This is a genomic window from Zeaxanthinibacter sp. PT1 (genome assembly GCF_028464225.1).
GTDB lineage: Bacteria > Bacteroidota > Bacteroidia > Flavobacteriales > Flavobacteriaceae > Zeaxanthinibacter.
The window spans coordinates 94,019-113,148 of the sequence record NZ_JAQPCN010000007.1 but is presented as its reverse complement, the minus strand read 5'-3'; the positions used below and the strand labels follow the sequence as shown (position 1 = coordinate 113,148).

General features: G+C 37.0%; 13 protein-coding genes and 1 pseudogene. 8 read left to right on the top strand and 6 right to left on the bottom strand.

Translation table 11 applies throughout. The features are described from left to right. Nucleotides 1-159: 159 nt before the first annotated feature. The 5 genes and pseudogenes from PP178_RS14600 to PP178_RS14585 form a co-directional block, all read right to left on the bottom strand. Nucleotides 160-2,538, bottom strand: coding sequence for a GumC family protein (locus tag PP178_RS14600; protein WP_272595097.1), 2,379 nt, complete (start codon nucleotides 2,536-2,538; stop codon nucleotides 160-162). A 25-nt stretch (nucleotides 2,539-2,563) separates the two neighbouring features. Then, nucleotides 2,564-2,893 (bottom strand): annotated as a pseudogene (locus tag PP178_RS14765) (polysaccharide biosynthesis/export family protein); the annotation flags it as partial. Between the two features lie 12 nt (nucleotides 2,894-2,905). Then, a complete protein-coding gene (locus PP178_RS14760; RefSeq protein ID WP_336298550.1) occupies nucleotides 2,906-3,343 on the bottom strand; it encodes a polysaccharide biosynthesis/export family protein in 438 nt (145 codons plus the stop codon). Nucleotides 3,344-3,378: 35 nt separating this feature from the next. Beyond that, nucleotides 3,379-5,313, bottom strand: a complete 1,935-nt coding sequence (locus tag PP178_RS14590; RefSeq protein WP_272595096.1) for a polysaccharide biosynthesis protein — start codon at nucleotides 5,311-5,313, stop codon at nucleotides 3,379-3,381. Then, nucleotides 5,310-6,395, bottom strand: coding sequence for a DegT/DnrJ/EryC1/StrS family aminotransferase (locus PP178_RS14585; RefSeq protein ID WP_272595103.1), 1,086 nt, complete (start codon nucleotides 6,393-6,395; stop codon nucleotides 5,310-5,312). Before PP178_RS14585 ends, PP178_RS14590 begins: the two co-directional genes overlap by 4 nt. Nucleotides 6,396-6,927: 532 nt before the next feature. Between PP178_RS14585 and PP178_RS14580 the strand changes: the two genes are divergently transcribed. The 6 genes from PP178_RS14580 (at nucleotide 6,928) to PP178_RS14555 (ending at nucleotide 13,896) form a co-directional block, all read left to right on the top strand. Then, nucleotides 6,928-7,953 carry an NAD-dependent epimerase gene (locus tag PP178_RS14580; protein ID WP_272595095.1) on the top strand — a complete coding sequence of 342 codons (1,026 nt, stop codon included), beginning with the start codon at nucleotides 6,928-6,930 and terminating at the stop codon, nucleotides 7,951-7,953. 85 nt (nucleotides 7,954-8,038) lie between these two features. After that, entirely contained in the window at nucleotides 8,039-9,478 is a 1,440-nt protein-coding gene (locus tag PP178_RS14575; protein ID WP_272595094.1) for an MBOAT family O-acyltransferase, read from the top strand. Between the two features lies 1 nt (nucleotide 9,479). Then, a complete protein-coding gene (locus PP178_RS14570) occupies nucleotides 9,480-10,376 on the top strand; it encodes a hypothetical protein (protein ID WP_272595093.1) in 897 nt (298 codons plus the stop codon). A 144-nt stretch (nucleotides 10,377-10,520) separates the two neighbouring features. Then, nucleotides 10,521-11,426 carry an alpha/beta hydrolase family protein gene (locus PP178_RS14565; protein WP_272595092.1) on the top strand — a complete coding sequence of 302 codons (906 nt, stop codon included), beginning with the start codon at nucleotides 10,521-10,523 and terminating at the stop codon, nucleotides 11,424-11,426. Nucleotides 11,427-11,580: 154 nt separating this feature from the next. Further along, complete coding sequence (locus tag PP178_RS14560; RefSeq protein WP_272595091.1) at nucleotides 11,581-12,579, top strand: SDR family oxidoreductase; 999 nt, start codon at nucleotides 11,581-11,583, stop codon at nucleotides 12,577-12,579. Nucleotides 12,580-12,606: 27 nt separating this feature from the next. Next, nucleotides 12,607-13,896 carry a nucleotide sugar dehydrogenase gene (locus tag PP178_RS14555; RefSeq protein ID WP_272595090.1) on the top strand — a complete coding sequence of 430 codons (1,290 nt, stop codon included), beginning with the start codon at nucleotides 12,607-12,609 and terminating at the stop codon, nucleotides 13,894-13,896. Between the two features lie 73 nt (nucleotides 13,897-13,969). Here PP178_RS14555 and PP178_RS14550 read toward each other — a convergent pair whose 3' ends face one another. Then, nucleotides 13,970-15,580: a hypothetical protein gene (locus tag PP178_RS14550; RefSeq protein WP_272595089.1), complete on the bottom strand. Its 1,611-nt coding sequence runs from the start codon at nucleotides 15,578-15,580 to the stop codon at nucleotides 13,970-13,972. A 552-nt stretch (nucleotides 15,581-16,132) separates the two neighbouring features. Here PP178_RS14550 and PP178_RS14545 point away from each other — a divergent pair. Then, entirely contained in the window at nucleotides 16,133-17,659 is a 1,527-nt protein-coding gene (locus PP178_RS14545) for a lipopolysaccharide biosynthesis protein (RefSeq protein WP_272595088.1), read from the top strand. Then, nucleotides 17,652-18,776 carry a glycosyltransferase family 4 protein gene (locus PP178_RS14540; protein ID WP_272595087.1) on the top strand — a complete coding sequence of 375 codons (1,125 nt, stop codon included), beginning with the start codon at nucleotides 17,652-17,654 and terminating at the stop codon, nucleotides 18,774-18,776. Before PP178_RS14545 ends, PP178_RS14540 begins: the two co-directional genes overlap by 8 nt. Nucleotides 18,777-19,130: the final 354 nt, after the last annotated feature.

Here is a 19,130-nt window from a genome sequence, read left to right as displayed (position 1 = left end):
CGAAAATATTCGCTTAATATCAGGGGAAGAATTGCGCATTTAATCTTTAATTGTGTAAAATTCGCGCAAGAAGGACATCGGCAATGACCCGAATGAATTAAAAACTGATGCATAAAAAATGCCGGTTTAAACCGGCATTTTATTATTAAAGAGTATCCACTAAAATTTCCACCACTTTTTATGGGTTTTGCCGTAGCCATAACCATAGCTACCGCCATAACCCAATTCACCAGCTTTTACATCGTTAACCACAAAGGCTAATCCATGAATTTTCCCTTCTTTCTGAAGTTTCATAGGATAGTCTACCGCCTTTTTCTCGGTCACACCCGCCCTTGTCACATAGATCAGGTGATCGGCGAATTCTGAAATCAATAGTGTATCACTCACAACCATTAATGGTGCTGTATCGACAATCACGTAGTCGTAATTCTCCGAAACAGTTTCAAATAATTCTTTCAGACGTTTATTCAGCAGCAACTCTGCCGGGTTGGGAGGTATCCTTCCAGAGTAAACCACATCTATAGTATTCTGGTGTACCAGCATTGGGTTAGTGATATCACTTACACTCAAAGTTTCATCGTAGAGATATTCTGTTAATCCAGCATCCTTATTCCGACTGGGCTTCTTAAGTTTATCAACATTGTCCCCCATGAAGAAGGTGTAAATTTTCGGATTTCTGATATCCGCGCCTATCAATAAAACTTTTTTTCCCGTACTGGCAAAGATCATAGAAAGGTTAGAAGACAAGAAAGTTTTCCCTTCCCCGGGTACACTTGATGTAACGTAGATGACATTATTCTTCCCCTTAGATTTATTAGATTTTATAATAAAATCAAGGTTTGTTCTTAATATCCTCAGGGATTCCGCTAAAATAGATCGGTCATCCTTTACAACAAGCATATTTTCTTTCTTTGAAAGCTTAGGAATCTCCCCTAAAACCGGAACATTCTTCACCACTTTCTCCAAACTGTTCATATTATGCACTTTATTATCTAGGATATCCCGTGCATAGATGACGGTAAATGGCAATAGGAATCCAAAAATTAAGGAAGTCAGATAAACTAACTGTTTTTTCGGTGAAACCGGGGTTTCACTTGGACTATAAGCACTATCTATCACCTTCGATTTCGGATTGGTCGATGCAACCGCAATCTGCGCCTCTTCTCTTTTCTGCAACAAGTACAAGTACAGGGATTCTGTGGTCTGTTGCTGCCTTGTAATATCTCTCAATGCCCTCTCGTTCCTTGGAGCAGAATAAATCTTAGAATTAATGATAGCCTGCTGCCCAGTCAAAGTATTTACCTGAAGTCCCAGGTTGTTAACCGTATTGCTTAAACTAGATTCCATACTACGTTTTAGGCCTTCTAGCTGCTGGTCCAGGTTTTGAATAATCGGGGACTTTTCCGTAGAACTTTTCAATAATCTTTTCCGTTCCTGTACGAGTTGATTATACCGTTCAGTAGTACTCGCAATGGTGGGATCATTAAGGCCAATATTTCCGGGGAGCACTTCATAGCCATCCTGGTTTTCTATGATGTCCTGCATGGAGGCAGCTATATTCAACTGCGTTTCGTAATTTGCCAATTCCTGCCGGTTAGCAGCACCCACATTGAGATTAATATTGGCTTCGGAGGCTATGTCGGTCAAACCACGACTGGTCTTAAGGTCCTCAGCGGACTGATCTACTGAAGATAAACTTCCGGATATATCTGCAATCCTTTCATTAATAAAGTTAGAAGTCCGATCAGCAATAATCTTTTTATCCTCAATAGCATTTTCATTATAAATTCTTATTAGAGCATTCAGAATATCAATGGCTTTTTCCCTGTTTGGATCTTCCAGGTAAAGACTTACAATGTTAGAAACAGCGTCAGGGCTAAAAACCTTTACCTTCTTTTGATATTTAACTGCTACTACTGTGATAGGATTTACCACTACCTGGATTTTTTTCCCTCTATATCGAGAGAGATCTACGGAATTAGGGGTAACTACAATATCGCCAATTGGAGTAGGAATGTTTTTACCAAAAGCGTAAACTTTCTCCGGCATGTCCTCGTCCTCGGTAAATCCAAAAGTGGTATTTGAAGACAGGGAAACAAAAAAACTGTAGTTGGATTTATTGATTATTGAATCCGCAGCGATAAAGTTCAGCTTTATCGGCGGATTAGAATACATTTCTGAACTGATGATGTTACCAATGGACATAATTTTGGTATTCAATCCTAACTCCTTTACCACTTCGATATAATTGGATCGGGAGTTGATCAGCTGGATCTCATCTTCAATTTCGTTTGATTTATTCGAAAAACCTTCCAGTTCGGCAAAAAGCTCTACTCCTGGGCCAGTACTCCCTTCAGGAATAATCTGAATTTTTGCCTCGGCAGCGTACTCTGGTGTGGTGTATCTAATGTATAGATATCCAAAAATCAAAAACACAACAATTGATAGAAGGAACCACTTCCACTTTTTGGTATATTTTGAAATAACTTCGTTTAGGTCAAAGTTTTGACCGGTCTGTTCATAGTCATTCAATGCCATTGGGATAATTTGTTGTAATCGTGAATTAATTGGTTCTTGTGAGGATAAGAATAGTTGACGTAATCAGTAATGATGCAATAGAAATACCAATTGAAGCCCTGTTATCTAACTGGGAAGCAGAAACCGCACTTCGGTTCGGCTCTACATACACGACATCATTCTGTGTTAAATAATAAACAGGAGAATTCAGAGCATCTTTTTCTGTCAAGTCGATTCTGGAATAAACTTTAGTTCCATCAAAATCCCGAATTACTAATACATTTTTCCGTTGCCCCTTGATGGTAAGATCCCCAGCAAGTCCGACCGCTTCTAATATAGTAATCTGTTCTCCCGTGACCAGATATGTCCCGGGACGATTAACTTCTCCTCAAACAGTGACGGAAAAGTTTTTTAATCTTATGTTAATGATTGGATCCTTAAGGTATTCTGACAATCGATCTCGAAGCAACAAGCGGACTTCTTCCGGAGAAAGTCCGGCTATTTTGATCTTTCCAATAACCGGAAAATCAATTTCTCCAGATTCATCTACTAAATAATCGACTTGTTCAGGTCGCATTCCCCCTTCTACAGCACCACGAAATAAATTAAAGGGTGCGCTTGCTTCAGAATTAAGGGTGGAGACATGAATACTCACCAGATCATCTACCTTAAACTTGGGAGTAAATTGTTTCTTATCCACAAGTGATTCAAAATCACCTGCATCCTGGAAATACACTACTTCTTTCTTCGAAGCACATGATATAAAAAATAACCCCACAAAAAGCAATAAAATTGCAGGTTTAATAAATCTATAGTAGGACCGCATAGTATTAAAATTTGTTCACAATATTAATCAAAATTTTAGGAATGATATATTTTCTTTTCTCCTTCAATTTTGGAACTTTGTATAGATGGTTTATCCGATTTACTGTGATCCGAATTATTGGAAACGTATTCGGGTACAATCTGTTTCATCAGCTTCACCGTATCACCGTTGAAGAACATGTTGGAGACGCAAAGCTCATCGATCTTTGACCTTACCTCTGCATAATTTAACTCCCTTACTTTACTAATCATTATCTTTTTGTGATATGTGGGAAGCGTATTCTCACCATTGGCTAAAAGTTCCTCGTATAATTTCTCTCCCGGTCGCAGGCCGGTAATTTCTATATCTATATCTTCCGGATAACGAAGACCAGATAACTTGATCATATTCTTAGCCAGGTCAAATATCTTTACAGATTCACCCATATCAAAGATGAATATTTCTCCCCCTTTACCCATCGCAGCTGCTTCAAGAACCAGCTGAGACGCTTCCGGTATCGTCATAAAATACCTGGTTATATCTTTATGGGTTACTGTCAGCGGCCCACCTTTTTCGATCTGTTTTTTAAACAGGGGGATCACAGAACCATTAGACCCTAACACATTCCCAAACCGTGTAGTAATGAATTTGGTCTTGTTTTCCTGATGCATACAACTGATATACATTTCTGCAATGCGTTTAGTTGCGCCCATCACATTCGTAGGATTAACAGCTTTATCCGTCGATACAAAAATGAATTTATCGACATTATGATTTATGGAAAGATCCACCAGCATTTTAGTTCCCGCCACATTTATCTTGATAGCCTCATAAGCGTTATACTCCATGAGGGGTACGTGTTTATAGGCCGCAGCATGAAATACCATATCAGGTTTATATTCCTGGAAATATGTATTCATCCTGTTCTTATCACGAATATCCGCCACTATTGGGATAAAATTGTGGAACCCATTCTGCTTAAGCTCTTGTTGCAGATCGTAAAGAGCAGATTCTGCCTGGTCTATAACTATCAGTGACTTATAGTGGTAAATAGCTATCTGCCTGACGATCTCACTTCCTATTGAACCTGCACCCCCGGTTACCATGATAACCTGGTCTTTTAATTCTTCTGAAACCTTGGATTGTTTAATATTGATAGGAACCCGGTTAAGCAAGTCTTCAATCTGTACCTGTTTTATCTGGGAAACTTTCAATTCCCCGTTAATCCAGTCTTCTACGGGAGGTACTATTTTAACCTGTACCTGGTAATCCATCAGGCTCTCTACTATCTTTCGTAAACGACTATGATGTATATTATTAATAGATACAATAATCTCAGCAATCTCAGAGCGCTGTATAAACAGGCCCGTTATTTCTTCCTTACTGTAAACGCGAACACCGTTGATTCTCTTCCCTACCTTGTTATTGTCATCATCGATATAACCGATCACTCGCGCATTACTGGCAGTATGATTCGTGAGCGCATTATAGGTAAGTATTCCCGCTTCACCTGCACCATAGATCATCACATTCTTAGTGATCTTGAATTTCTTAACCATGTTGTAATATGCGGTCTTGAACACGTACCGCGATGCAGTCATCGTAATGAATGCAATTAAGCTATGGATAATGATAATCGACAGTGGAATGGTGAAATCTTCCATAACACCTAATTGGCGATTGACGATTACCATGAAAATGGCCAGGATACTAGACAGGCAAATAGCGTTAAAAATATTATATACATCCCTTACCCCCGTGTGCCTTACCACGCCTTTATAAGATCCTGTGATGATGAATGATAAAAGAGCCAGGCCACATACAATCGGCAACTGAAGGAAAAGTCTTTCCGTATCAAAATTGAATGTCAGGTTAAACCTGATGAAGTAGGAAAGAATAAATGAAAAAAATACCAGGATGACATCAATAGCCAAAACCAGCCATTTTGAAGCATATCGATGAGCATTGTTTACTAAGTAATCTTTGATCATGACACGATTTTTAAGATATTTGATGCAACTCGCTCTAAATCTTCAGGTTGCAAATTAGAACCACTTGGCAGGCATAACCCCCTAGCGAAGAGATCTTCAGACACCCCGTTGATGTAATTCGGAAATTTTTTAAACACAGGTTGTAAGTGCATCGGTTTCCACAACGGGCGGGATTCTATATCTTCTGATAAAAGCCCATTGCGTATCGCTTCCCTGGTATCATAAGAATCGGTTAAAATACAGCTGAGCCACCTGTTAGATATAGATCCTTCTGGTTCTGGGAGAAACTCTAATCCAGTGCTTTTCAAGACACTTCTGTAATAGTCAAAATTAGCTCTACGTGACTTCACACGTTCATCCAATACTTCCATTTGACCCCGGCCGATTCCTGCAAGAACATTACTCATCCTGTAATTGTATCCAATAACCGAATGCTGGTAATGAGGAGCATCATCACGGGCCTGCGTGGCAAGATAAACCGCTTTCTCCTTGTGCTGTAAATTATGGCTAACTAGAGCCCCACCACCTGAAGTAGTTATGATCTTGTTCCCATTAAATGAAAGTATCCCAAGCTTCCCTAAGGTACTACATTTATTTTTCTTATAAATACTGCCTAATGCTTCTGCACTATCCTCGATAATAGGAATATCGTAGTTATGTGATATTTTATTTAATTCATCTGCCTTATAAGGCATCCCGTAAAGGTGCACTGCAATGATTGCCTTTGGCTTCTTCCCTAGTTCAATTCGATCCTCTATTGCTTGTTCCAATAATTCCGGGCAGATATTCCAGGTATCCCTCTCACTATCTACAAATACAGGTTTAGCACCAAGATAGCAAATAGGGTTAGCGGAAGCTGAAAACGTCAAACTCTGACAGATCACTTCGTCACCTTGGTCGACGCCAAGAATCTCTAAAGCCAGGTGAATTGCAGCCGTTCCTGAGCTCAATGCAGCTACATGTTTCTCTCCACCCAGATAGGCACTTATCGATTGCTCAAATTTATTGACATTGGGACCAAGGGGAGCCACCCAATTAGTGTCAAATGCTTCCTTTACATACGATTCTTCCGAATGCCCCATATGGGGAGAGGAAAGCCATATTTTAGTTTTTGTAATCAAAGTCTTATACTGCTTAATGTAAACTCCTGTAAAAATAGCTAAAACCGACCTATACGCCTTACTTCTATCGATCAATTCGTTTAATCCGCATTAATCTTCGGTCAAGGGGAAATCTTTTTAGCCAATTAGAAACAATCTTCCTCAAATTTAAAATAGTCAGAATATGTTTCAGTGGGCAATATTAGAGCGTAATTTTAAAACTTATGTACTCTTTAACACAAACAATCTGTTTCATCCAATATGATCATGATAATTATATAATGACACTGCAAGCCAGAAATCGGAAAAGTTAACATATCATCGATTAGAGACAATTATGCCCCAATGCAGTCCAGAAGATTTATTAGCTTTGCCGCCTTGGCACTCTTTGTAAATTCACGACCCAGTCCTTGATTTCTAACTGTAATTTGATTTGGGTTTTATTTGCAATTTGAGGTAAAGGATTATAAATCCTGCTTTGGACAAGAAAAAAAGGCATTAAAAAGCGCGTAAAATGAAAATATTAGTAACAGGGGCTGCCGGTTTTATCGGCTTCCATGTAGCACAACAACTTTTGCAACACGGCCATGAAATAACAGGTTTGGATAATATAAATGACTACTATTCCACTCAGCTTAAATTTGACCGACTTAAAGAATTAGGTATAGCCGAGGAAGATGCAACAGAGTATTTGAAAGAAAGTCGGTCTTCAACTAATGATAGATTTTCATTTGTCCGAATGAATTTAGAAGATCGTGAATCTTTGCCGAAACTATTCAGAGAAAAGAATTTTGACGTGGTTTGTCATTTAGCTGCGCAGGCAGGTGTCCGCTACAGCCTGGAGAACCCCGAGTCTTATATTGACAGTAATATTGTTGGGTACTTAAATATCCTCGAGTGTTGTAGGCATCAAAAGGTTAAACACCTTGTTTACGCCAGTAGCTCCAGTGTATACGGATTAAATAAGGAGGTGCCATTTAAGGTTTCTGATTCTGTGGATCATCCAATCAGCTTGTATGCAGCCTCTAAAAAGAGTAATGAATTAATGGCTCATACCTATAGTCATCTGTTCAAAATCCCTACTACCGGCTTACGATTTTTTACCGTTTATGGGCCATGGGGAAGACCAGATATGGCATTGTTCTTATTCACGGACGCTATAATCAAGGGAGAGCCAATCCAGGTCTTTAACCACGGTAAAATGGAAAGGGATTTTACTTATATCGATGATATTGTAAACGGGATCTCAAAAATTGTTGAAGGAGAGGTCAACTCTCGGCATGAATCGGATCAATTATACCAAGTTTATAACATTGGGAATAATAATTCGGTAAAACTAATGGACTTTATAGAGGCCATAGAAAATAGTGTGGGTAAAAAGGCAGAAAAGAAATTAATGCCCATTCAGCCTGGTGATGTGGAGCGTACCTGGGCAGACGTAGAAGATCTAATAAAAGATTATGGGTATAAACCGGATACCGATGTAAAAGTAGGTATTCAATCTTTTGTTAACTGGTATAAATCTTATTACAATATTTAAATAAGAATTGGTCCGTATGGAATAAATTATATTTAACCATTAGGTTATATAATAATTAATTATTAATTCTAGATTTACCCGATCTATGCTTTTTAATTCCTTAGATTTTGCTATATTTCTACCTATTGTATTTATCCTGTATTGGTTCGTTTTCCAAGGCAACTTAAGATTACAAAATTTACTGCTTCTGGCCGCAAGTTATATTTTTTACGGCTGGTGGGATTGGCGTTTTCTTTCATTAATAGTATTCAGCACCTTGGTCGATTTCGGCATAGGATTAGCCATAAGTTCTGAAAAATCTGATACCAGAAGAAAAACTCTGCTAGGTATAAGCATCATAGTAAACCTCGGTTTTCTTGGTTTTTTCAAATATTATAATTTCTTCCTGGAAAATTTCAGGTCGGCCTTTTCAATTGCCGGTTATGAATTAAATGCCAATAGCCTTAATATAATTTTACCAGTTGGTATAAGTTTCTATACTTTTCAAACACTTAGTTATACTATAGATATATACAGGCGCCAATTGACCCCTACTAAAAACCTAGTAGATTTTGCCGCATTCGTTTCATTTTTCCCCCAATTAGTTGCTGGGCCCATCGAAAGAGCTACCAATCTATTACCCCAATTTTATACTAAAAGAAAATTCAATTACCCGTTAGCAGTAGACGGGATGCGACAAATCCTGTGGGGATTATTTAAGAAAGTAGTAATTGCGGACAATTGCGCAGAATACGCCAACCTCATTTTTAATAATTCTGAAATATACGGGGGAAGCACACTTTTCCTGGGGGCACTATTTTTCACATTCCAGATCTATGGAGATTTTTCGGGTTATTCAGACATAGCAATCGGTACGGCAAGGCTGTTTGGATTTGACCTGATGAGAAATTTTGCATACCCATACTTCTCAAGAGATATTGCCGAATTCTGGAGAAGGTGGCACATATCTCTTTCTACCTGGTTTAGGGATTACCTGTATATCCCGTTAGGAGGTAGTCGAGGTGGTACCTGGATGAAAGTGCGTAACACCTTTATAATTTTTATAATAAGTGGCTTCTGGCATGGTGCCAACTGGACATTTATATTTTGGGGAGCTTTAAATGCCGTTTATTTTTTGCCATTGTTACTCACCAATCAGAATAGGAATCACTTAGATGCTACAGCGGAAGGCCGTCTTTTTCCTACATTCTCAGAATTTCTGAAAATTACATTAACCTTTTCTTTAACGGTATTGGCTTGGATTTTCTTCAGGGCAGAGCATCTTTCACATGCATTTCGTTATATCGGTGGATTACTCTCCGCATCCCTGGTGGAGAAACCAGCAATATTACCATGGCCTACTCTTTTACTGATTGGTTTTTTCGTTCTTTTTGAATGGTCACAAAGAAGTAAAGCTCATGCCTTAGAGTTTAATCGGCTCAGCCGAACTAACCGTAGTATCCGATGGAGTATATATATCGGAATAATCCTCTTAATTGGAACTTTCGGGGGCTCACAACAACAATTCATCTATTTCCAGTTCTAATATGAAAAGTTTTATCTCAAATTGTTTAATCTTCTCAATTGTCTTACTTGGTAGTCTAAGTTTGCTTACAATAGCAAGCAATTATATTGGTCATCTATTATTTCCTTTTGAGCTACCAAAACATACCCGCACGGTAATCTTAGGGAACTCGCACCCAGAGTGTGCCATTAATGACGATGAAATCCCAACAGTAGTAAACCTAGCACAAAGCGGCACTGCGTATTATTATGATTATCTAAAACTCAGGGAACTCACCGCACGAAATCCTCAAATTCGAAATGTTATACTGGGATACTCATATCATGACCTGGAAAAAAATATGGATGATTGGTTAGTTGGTGAATCTAAACTGAAGTACAAATTAAGAAATCACTTTTTACTATTTAATTTTCAAGATTATTTTGAATTACTACAATTCAATCCCTGGGGGGTGATTAAATTCACGCCACAGACTATCTTTTATAACATCAACGCCGTACTAAAGGGATATTCCTATTTGGGAGGATATAAACATCTGGAAAGAGTTAAACTGGAAGAAGCTATAAAATACAATAAAGGAAGACCCGCCTTAAGTGAGAACAGTTCTAAATCGGAGTATCAAAAGATATATTTGAAAAGAATTTATGAATATTGTGAACGTAATAATCTAAACCTTATATTACTTCACACCCCGATACACCCTATTGAGGCAGAATATTATAGCCCTGTAAAGGATTACTATAAAATTTTTGCAGAAAATGAATTGCCTGAGGCAATATTAATAAACCATGCTGAATTAGATTTCCCTGAAAAATTCTTTGCAGACTTAGATCATTTAAATTATAAGGGAGCTCGCAGGTATACGGAAATTATTGACAACTCCCTGCGAAGTTTAGGAGTCATCAATCCACACCTTTAGGGGAAAATCCTTGACCTCAACCTGATGAAACTCAGAAAAAGCACAAAATTTTTTGCACTATGTTCTGCACTCCTATTAATTCTGGCAGTACTCCTATTTTTTTTCCCAGGATCAATCTGTATTAAGAATATATCGAATTCTTTATTGAAGGATTCAAATAGGGATTGGCCCTCGGAGTTTAAAGAGGTAGTTATAAGTCCGCACATCGAGGGAGAATCTCAGTCTGCATATTTTTACAAGAGCACGAGTAAAAAAGCCAAGCCCTTGATTGTTAGCCTGCACTCCTGGAGTGGTGACTATACCCAGGCAGACCGTCTCGCTTTATTGAGTAAGGATAAAAATATAAATTACATTCACCCGGATTTTCAGGGACCCAATAATCATCAGGACGCTTGTTGCAGTTCTAAGGTCATTGACAACATAGAATCGGCCATTAAATTCGCCATTGCAGAAGCGCAGGTTGATACTGCCAAAATCTATGTGGTCGGAGCTAGCGGAGGGGGCTATACCGCACTTTGCATGTACATGAAATCACAATTACCTGTCGCTAAATTTTCAGCATGGGCTTCCATCACGGATTTAGAGCAATGGTATTACGAAAGCTTGGAGCGAAACAATTCCTATCATAAGGATATAATAGATTGTACCGGGCAAACCAGCAACCGATTGGACAGCCGGGCAGCAAGGTTAAGGTCGCCTCTCTTTTTTCCATCAGATACCCATACATCAAAAGCTTCAAAATTATATCTGTATGCAGGTATAGAAGACGGGACCACTGGAAGCGTACCTTATATTCACTCTATTAATTTTTACAACAAACTATTGGCCGACAGGCAGGTTACCGATTCAAGCAGGTACGTAAGAAAGCAAGAGATCACGAATTTATCAAGCAGGGAAAAGCTCCCGGCAAATTTAGGGCAAATCGGACAACGAGAGATCTTCCTGTTCAGATCACATGAAAACATTGAACTGACTATCTTTGAAGGTGGTCACGAGATCCTGTCAGAATATGCTTTGGACAAATTATTAGAATCTCCCGATTCCCCATGAACTTAGCTCGGATTTGCCCCAAAACTAAATTACTCATTGCCGAATAACCAAAAAGGATAACCATATAGCTGAAATGGTTAACAGTTTCTGTTTTTATTCCATTAATTTGCAGCGCCGAAGAGGAAATCTTTTCCGCGCTATTAAAGAACAATAAATGTATCAAATCAACAATATTCTAAATTCTTCATTCACCGTTCTCGTAACCGGCGGAGCTGGATTCATCGGGTCTAATTTATGTAAGGCCCTACTGGAGAATGGTAATTCTGTAAGATGCCTTGACAATTTCGCCACAGGCAAAAGACAGAATTTAGATGAAATTAAAGATCATCCGAAATTTACTTTAATTGAGGGAGATATCAGGGACCTGGAAACTTGTCAGAAAGCAACCCAAGGAGTCGACTATGTCCTTCACCAAGCCGCTCTAGGCTCAGTTCCACGCTCTATAAACGATCCTATTACAAGCAATGAAGTGAACGTTTCGGGCTTCCTGAATATGTTATCGGCTGCAAAAGATGCTTCGGTAAAAAGGTTTGTTTATGCGGCAAGCTCCTCCACATACGGAGACTCCACATCAATGCCAAAACGGGAAGATGTCATCGGTAGGCCGCTCTCACCCTATGCTGTAACCAAATATGTGAACGAGTTATATGCCGATGTATTTTCTAAGACTTATGGCGTTGAAACCATTGGCCTTAGGTATTTTAACGTCTTTGGAAGAAATCAGGATCCTAACGGGGCGTATGCCGCCGTCATACCTAAATTTGTTATCCAGCTGATCAATCACAACTCGCCAACCATAAATGGAGATGGGAGTTATTCCAGGGATTTTACCTACATAGACAACGTAGTAGAAGCAAATATAAAAGCCTTGATTGCGAATAAGCCCGAAGCCGTGAATACCGTTTACAATGTGGCATATGGCGAAAGAACCGATCTTAATGAACTGGTATCCCTGCTGAAAGAATATTTATCAGCGTATGATGGGGATATAAAAGATGTAGAAGTTATATATGGACCTGAGCGCCCGGGAGATGTCCCCCATTCTCTTGCCTCCATTGATAAAGCCAAAAGCAATCTTGGTTATGATCCGCAGTACAATATGCGAGAAGGCCTGAAAGAAGCTGTTGCCTGGTACTGGAAAAATTTAAATTAACGATAGATTATATAACACCTAATAAAAATGAAAGATAAAATTGGAATTATAGGCCTTGGATATGTCGGTCTTCCACTGGCTCGTTTATTTGCCACTAAATATCCTGTAATCGGTTTTGACATAAACGAGGCAAGAGTAAAAGAGCTTCAATCCGGTAAAGACAGCACCCTGGAAGTTGAAGATTCCGTACTCCAGCAAGTTCTCGTAAGCCAATTTAATGAAAACCAGACCAAAGGATTAATATGTACCAGCGATTTAGATGTCCTGGAAGGCTGCAATTACTATGTTGTGACAGTACCAACACCAGTGGACCATACAAACAGACCCATACTTACACCTTTATATAAGGCCAGCGAAACCATTGCCAAGGTCCTAAAAAAAGGAGATACCGTGATCTACGAGTCTACGGTTTATCCCGGTGTAACAGAAGATGAATGTGTACCGGTACTGGAAAAACACAGCGGATTAAAATTCAACCAGGATTTCTTTGTCGGATATTCACCAGAAAGAATCAACCCGGGAGACAAGGAACATACCGTTGAAAAGATTCTTAAGGTAACCTCAGGCTCTACCCCGGAAGTAGGAGAGAAAGTGAACCAGCTTTATGCGTCTATTATTACTGCGGGTACCCATTTGGCACCCAGCATCAAAGTGGCGGAGGCAGCAAAGGTCATAGAAAACTCACAGCGCGATATTAATATCGCCTTCGTAAATGAGCTGGCTAAAATCTTTAACCTGATGAATATTGATACCCAGGAAGTTTTAAAAGCTGCGGGTACAAAATGGAATTTCCTTCCTTTCACCCCCGGTTTGGTAGGTGGACACTGTATCGGTGTTGACCCCTATTACCTGGCACAAAAAGCACAGGAATTTGGCTATCACCCTGAAATCATCTTGGCAGGAAGAAGAATGAATGACGGGATGGGTAAATATGTAGCTGGAGAGGTTATAAAATTAATGGTTCAAAAGGACATTCGTGTCAAAGGTTCTAAAATCCTGGTCCTGGGGATCACTTTTAAAGAAAATTGTCCTGATGTCAGAAATACTAAAGCAGTAGACGTTATTCGTAACTTAATGAGTTATGGTGCAGACGTAACGATTTATGACCCATGGGCTTCTCCATCAGAAGTAGAGCATGAATATGGTCTTAAAACAACAAGAGAGGAACCTTCAACTGAATCCTATGATGCCATTGTATTGTCTGTAGCACATAAGGAATATCTAAAATTGGACCTCAAGTCTTTCCTCAAGGACCAGGGAATAATTTACGATGTAAAAGGGATACTCCCAAACAATCTGGTTAATGGAAGGCTTTAAAAAATATTCGTGATATTTAAACTGGAGATATTTAAATATCTCCAGTTTAAAACAAAAAATATATTTATGGCTTTTAAAGATCATTAATTCCATCAATCATACTTTCGAAGCCTCCTGCGTAAAACTCGGCGCACATTTCCAAATTAGTATATCCAGCATAGTTAGAAACATCATATAAGCCGAAACTCCAATTTTCATGAACATTATCCGAGTCATAAAGATTAGGATCTAAATGTTGGTGATGATTTTCAAACCAATCAGGCATGTGGTCTCCATCTGAATCTTTATATAAATTAGTGCCAGTAAAAGATGAGTAGTCCCATTCATTAGAACTTCTATATTGACTTTCAGTATTTCCCGAGGCTGCATTATATATATAATCAGCATCCTTATCATCACGAAAAAAACCAGGAGATCCATCTTCATTGATACCCCTATTATGCCCTACACTTGCTCGAACTCTTTGAGGAACTTCATATACATCCCAGATTCCATCACTAGGATCATTGAAAAAGTGTTGACGGGCGTTTTTATAATGTAGATTAAGTATTGGTTCGTTATCTTTCGCCACTACATTATCTTTATAATATACCCAAAGATCTTTTTGATTCTCTGAAGGATTTTCATTTATTCCTCCTACATAATTATTCGCCGTATATGTTCGGAAATTTGGATGATACGATGCTTTATTGATTGGAGTTGAAGAACTTTTCACTCGATTTCCCTCATCACAATAATTATTAAACCAATCGACCATAACACCGCCATTTGTTCTAGTTAATCTGGAAGACCAATTAACAATATAATTATTGTAATGTTCTACCTTCATTTCGCCACCGGATAAATTTGGAAATCTATGACTTAAATTATAACTCATATTTCTAGCAAATGTTAATGCACCGACATTAACCAATCCATTTCCAGAATCTCCGAAGATTCCGCCACTACTTCCAGTGTCGGCTGTTTCAGCCATAATATTGTATGACGCTGTAACCCTATTATCAGAATGCCGCATCCCAACATCAAAGGTCTGGTCTTTGCCATATCTGAACGAGTTATGGTCAGCATAAATACCCGCACCTGGTTTTAAATTACGAAAGCCAAACGCAGAATAACCATCAATTTTCATGTTTTGAAAAGTCATATGGCGCATTATCACATTGGATGCATTCTCTATGACAATCCTATTGTCACTAATAGTGAGCCCTCTACCAGGGGCAAATTGACCCCATATTGTAATATTATCACTTGAAGATGGGGCTAGTTGTGATTTAAGGTGAACAATTCCCTCTACCTTAATAATTATTATTCTATTACCTTCGGATAAAGCATCTCTAAATGAACCTGGGCCAGAGTCATTCAAATTGGTAACTTCATAAACTTCCTGACCTCTGCCTCCTTCCACATATTTACCAGCTCCAAAAGCGGATGGAAAAGATTTTAATTCATCCAAAATCAAATGATACTCTGGAGTAGCGCTATTACCTTGTAATTGATTATCGGTAGTACTTTCAACATTATTATTATGTTTCTCCTTTTTATCTCGATCCTCGATTGCCTTAGATGTCGGATCATTTAAGATTACTTCTTGAAGTAAATCAAGATCATTTTGACACGAGAAAATAAAGAATATTGCACAAGTAATAGATAGCAATGAAGCTATTCTAGTGGGGAAAAATTTCATAAGTAAGTAAATTATTAAATATTAAAAATTATGGGGACTTAGTAAAATTCGGAAAAATAAAAATACCTAATAAATCAATAATAAACGTTAAAAGCATCTTTTATTCGATGAAATGCATTTTTGTAAGCTTTTCCAATAATTATGTAAGGAGATCTCAAATAATTATTCTTACCGATTTATACGGTCGGACACCTATACTTGGATTACAGAGGATTTATATTTAAGATAGTTTTAACAGAAAAAGTCGATTAAATATCTTTTTTGCTTTTTTTTCGATACAAAAACATTACTGTTTTTTTTGAGACAATTAATTATGAAATACTCGCTATAAAATATAAAAGTTGTTTCCATCACTATATAAATGGAAAAATTATGATTTAAATTCTTTTAATATTATAATCTTTGCGCTTTTTTATTCCCTTCAAAATGTCTCAGTTTATTCTTAATATAAATTTTATTAAATACTCTGAAATTATCTAATAGGGATTCCATTAAGCTTAAAAATAAATGTTGGTTTAAGTGATGAATAATTTTTGAAGGTTAAAATGAAGTATGAATGATCGAAACAAAAAATCTTTAGTTAAGAGCGGTATTACCGGACTCATTTGGAACTTTGGCGGTTCATTTGTTCAAATACTGTTACAGATCATTGTTATTGGTGTTTTATCAAGATTGCTAACTCCACAAGAATTTGGAGTAGTAGCAATTATTATGATCATCGTTACATTTTCAGAACTTTTTAATCAAATGGGGATAGGCACAGCAGTTGTGCAACTTCCAGGGCTTAGTCATAGGCACATTTCGCTGGCCTATACGTTGTCATTAATTATAGGAATAATCATTGGAGCACTCTATTATCTTGCAGCACCTCATGCAGCAGATTTTTTCAATTTAAAAAATGCAGATTCCGCAATTAAATTTTTCGCCCTCTTTTTCCCTATTAGAAGTTTTAATAGCATATCGTACGCCTTGCTGACCAGAGAGATGAAATACAGTGTCCTGGTAAAAATTGGAATGAGTTCGTATACCTTTGGCACAGGATTGATTTCTATAGTTTTAGCCTACCTTAATTATGGCTATTGGTCATTAATTCTGGGACAATTTGCAAGCCTCCTGATTTCAACTATATTTTTATTAATTATTAAGCCCCCTAAAATAACATTCCGATACGATAAAGAAAAAATTTCTGAGTTGTTATTTTTTGGTACTGGTCATACACTAGGAAGTATCTTTAACTATTTCGCTGAAAATGCCGATAATATAATTGTTGGACGTATGATGAATACCGCTGCTTTAGGCTTATATTCTAAGGCGTTCCAATTACTATCAATACCTGCAAGTTTCTTTGGTGGAATATTTGATAAGGTTCTTTTTCCAATCTTGTCTAAAAGACAAGAAGATCATTTGAAACTATCCTCTTTCTATTTGTTCAGTACTTCATTATGTTTTGCAGGTCTAATACCTGTTAGTATATTGATCTTTGCAAATGCTGAATTAATTGTGGAACTATTATTAGGTGATCAGTGGGGAGCGGTTGTTCTACCGCTTAGATTACTAATACTAGGATTAGCTTTTAGATTTGGCACAAAGATTAACAAATCTTACCTTAAATCAATAGGCTTGATTTATAGAGGTGCCTATTATCAATTTATTTTCGCCGCCTTGATGATAACTCTCTGTGCAATTGGAGGATATTACTATGATATTTCTGGAGTTGCTGTAGGAGTCTTTTTGGCGACCTTACTCAATTATTTTCAAGTCAGCTTTAGATTGTACAAAAAATTAAATTTTTCTCGAAGTGAATATTTAAAAATTATAACAATTGCTGTACTGGTCAATTTACCTTTATTAATAATATCCATCATAATAAATTATGCATTCCATAATCCAATATGGATACAATTTTTACTCAGCATTTTGGTTTATATACCGCTGATGTTAATATTCCTGTTTCATAAAAAAGGAGTAATATTTACTGAAACAAATAAGAATATGATTACGCAAATTTTAAACTCCCTTCCTTCTACATTGAGCAACTATATTCTGAAATTTAAATTCTTTAGAAAATACTATGAATAATAATAGAATCTTGTTCATTGCACCCAGGTTTCATACAAATCAATACTTCCTTATAAAAAATTTGATAAAGCACGGTATTCACGTTGATTTTTTGGTTGTCTATGAAGGTGGTTCGGAGAATCACAAATATATTAAGCCTATTCATTCTATCCAATCAAGATTAATTAGATGGTTTTTGAAAAGAAAAGACCCTAAAAATTCGGATCACAGAAAAATTCTTAGTAACTATAGTTTAACCTCAATAAGGCAATTATTTAGTTTATACTCTGAGAAAAATCCAGATACTATAATAATTCGAAATTTAAAGCCACTGATATCGATACAACACTTAATTATAGGACTAATTTTGCGTAAGAAAATTTTTCTTTATACACAAAATCCACTGCATCAAGATTCCAACTTCTTGCGTAATATTTCTTTTCAAGTATTAAAGAGACTCGGCGTAAAACATTATACTCCTGTTCTAGGGAATTGTAATATACCTCAATTACCTAATACTACTTATATACCCTTTGTAATTGATCCACTTATTTCAAGCGATATAATTTCATCACGGAGAAATACTAAAGGCTTTAGAATCACGACAATAGCTAAAATGCAAAAGCGTAAAAATATTAAGGAACTAGTTCAGAGCCTATACCGCATCAGTTTTTTTGACAATCCTCATAATTCAATTAATATAATTTCCGAATGTATTTCGCCTCAGAATAAAAAATATTTAGAATCCTTACGTGAAACAATAGTTCATAATTCTGAGCAAATTGTATTTCATTTTAATATTCCTCATTCTAGCGTTCTTGATTTATTAAAGAATTCTGATTTGTATATTTTACCAAGCCACGATGAGCCAGCAGCTTTTTCTATATTGGAAGCTATGGCCTGTGGTCTACCTGTAATTTGTTCTGACCGTAATGGCACTAAATGTTATATTGATGAAAATTCAAACGGAATGATTTTTCATTACAACCCTGATTTTTCAGATTTAGATGATAAACTATTGAAAATACTTGATAAAGAACTTTTAATGAGATTCGGTGAAAGAAGTTTAGAACTTGTAAGAGAAAACCACGGCTTAGGTGAATTTATAAATAAGATTTTATGTCAGACAAAAACATAAGACTTTTATATATTTTCATTGCGATCCTGCTGGGGATTAATAATGTATTTATAAGATTCAAAATAGCTGGAATCAGTTACGATAGACTCTTAGAGTTTTTGCTATTTTTTATATTTATCAAACCTTACATTTATGAGTTAAGAACAAATAGATTTTTTAGAAAATGGAACGTTTTCATCTTCACGTTCGGCTTACTGCAATTAATAATGAACCTGAGATTAGCTATTAGTGGAGATTTTGAATTCGAGTTCGTTTATACGCTTTTTATCAAGAATATTTCATTTATTGTTTACTCTTATCTTTTTTACAAGATTGTAAAAAGTAATTTACTCTACGTCGATGTAATTCTTACTG

What these genes read in the sequence shown, in the direction of transcription:
- PP178_RS14600 (WP_272595097.1), bottom strand. Translation starts at nt 2,538, where the DNA reads ATGGCATTGAATGACTATGAACAGACCGGTCAAAACTTTGACCTAAAC.
- PP178_RS14760 (WP_336298550.1), bottom strand. Translation starts at nt 3,343, where the DNA reads ATGCGGTCCTACTATAGATTTATTAAACCTGCAATTTTATTGCTTTTT.
- PP178_RS14590 (WP_272595096.1), bottom strand. Translation starts at nt 5,313, where the DNA reads ATGATCAAAGATTACTTAGTAAACAATGCTCATCGATATGCTTCAAAA.
- PP178_RS14585 (WP_272595103.1), bottom strand. Translation starts at nt 6,395, where the DNA reads ATGGGGCATTCGGAAGAATCGTATGTAAAGGAAGCATTTGACACTAAT.
- PP178_RS14580 (WP_272595095.1), top strand. Translation starts at nt 6,928, where the DNA reads ATGAAAATATTAGTAACAGGGGCTGCCGGTTTTATCGGCTTCCATGTA.
- PP178_RS14575 (WP_272595094.1), top strand. Translation starts at nt 8,039, where the DNA reads ATGCTTTTTAATTCCTTAGATTTTGCTATATTTCTACCTATTGTATTT.
- PP178_RS14570 (WP_272595093.1), top strand. Translation starts at nt 9,480, where the DNA reads ATGAAAAGTTTTATCTCAAATTGTTTAATCTTCTCAATTGTCTTACTT.
- PP178_RS14560 (WP_272595091.1), top strand. Translation starts at nt 11,581, where the DNA reads ATGTATCAAATCAACAATATTCTAAATTCTTCATTCACCGTTCTCGTA.
- PP178_RS14555 (WP_272595090.1), top strand. Translation starts at nt 12,607, where the DNA reads ATGAAAGATAAAATTGGAATTATAGGCCTTGGATATGTCGGTCTTCCA.
- PP178_RS14550 (WP_272595089.1), bottom strand. Translation starts at nt 15,580, where the DNA reads ATGAAATTTTTCCCCACTAGAATAGCTTCATTGCTATCTATTACTTGT.
- PP178_RS14545 (WP_272595088.1), top strand. Translation starts at nt 16,133, where the DNA reads ATGAATGATCGAAACAAAAAATCTTTAGTTAAGAGCGGTATTACCGGA.
- PP178_RS14540 (WP_272595087.1), top strand. Translation starts at nt 17,652, where the DNA reads ATGAATAATAATAGAATCTTGTTCATTGCACCCAGGTTTCATACAAAT.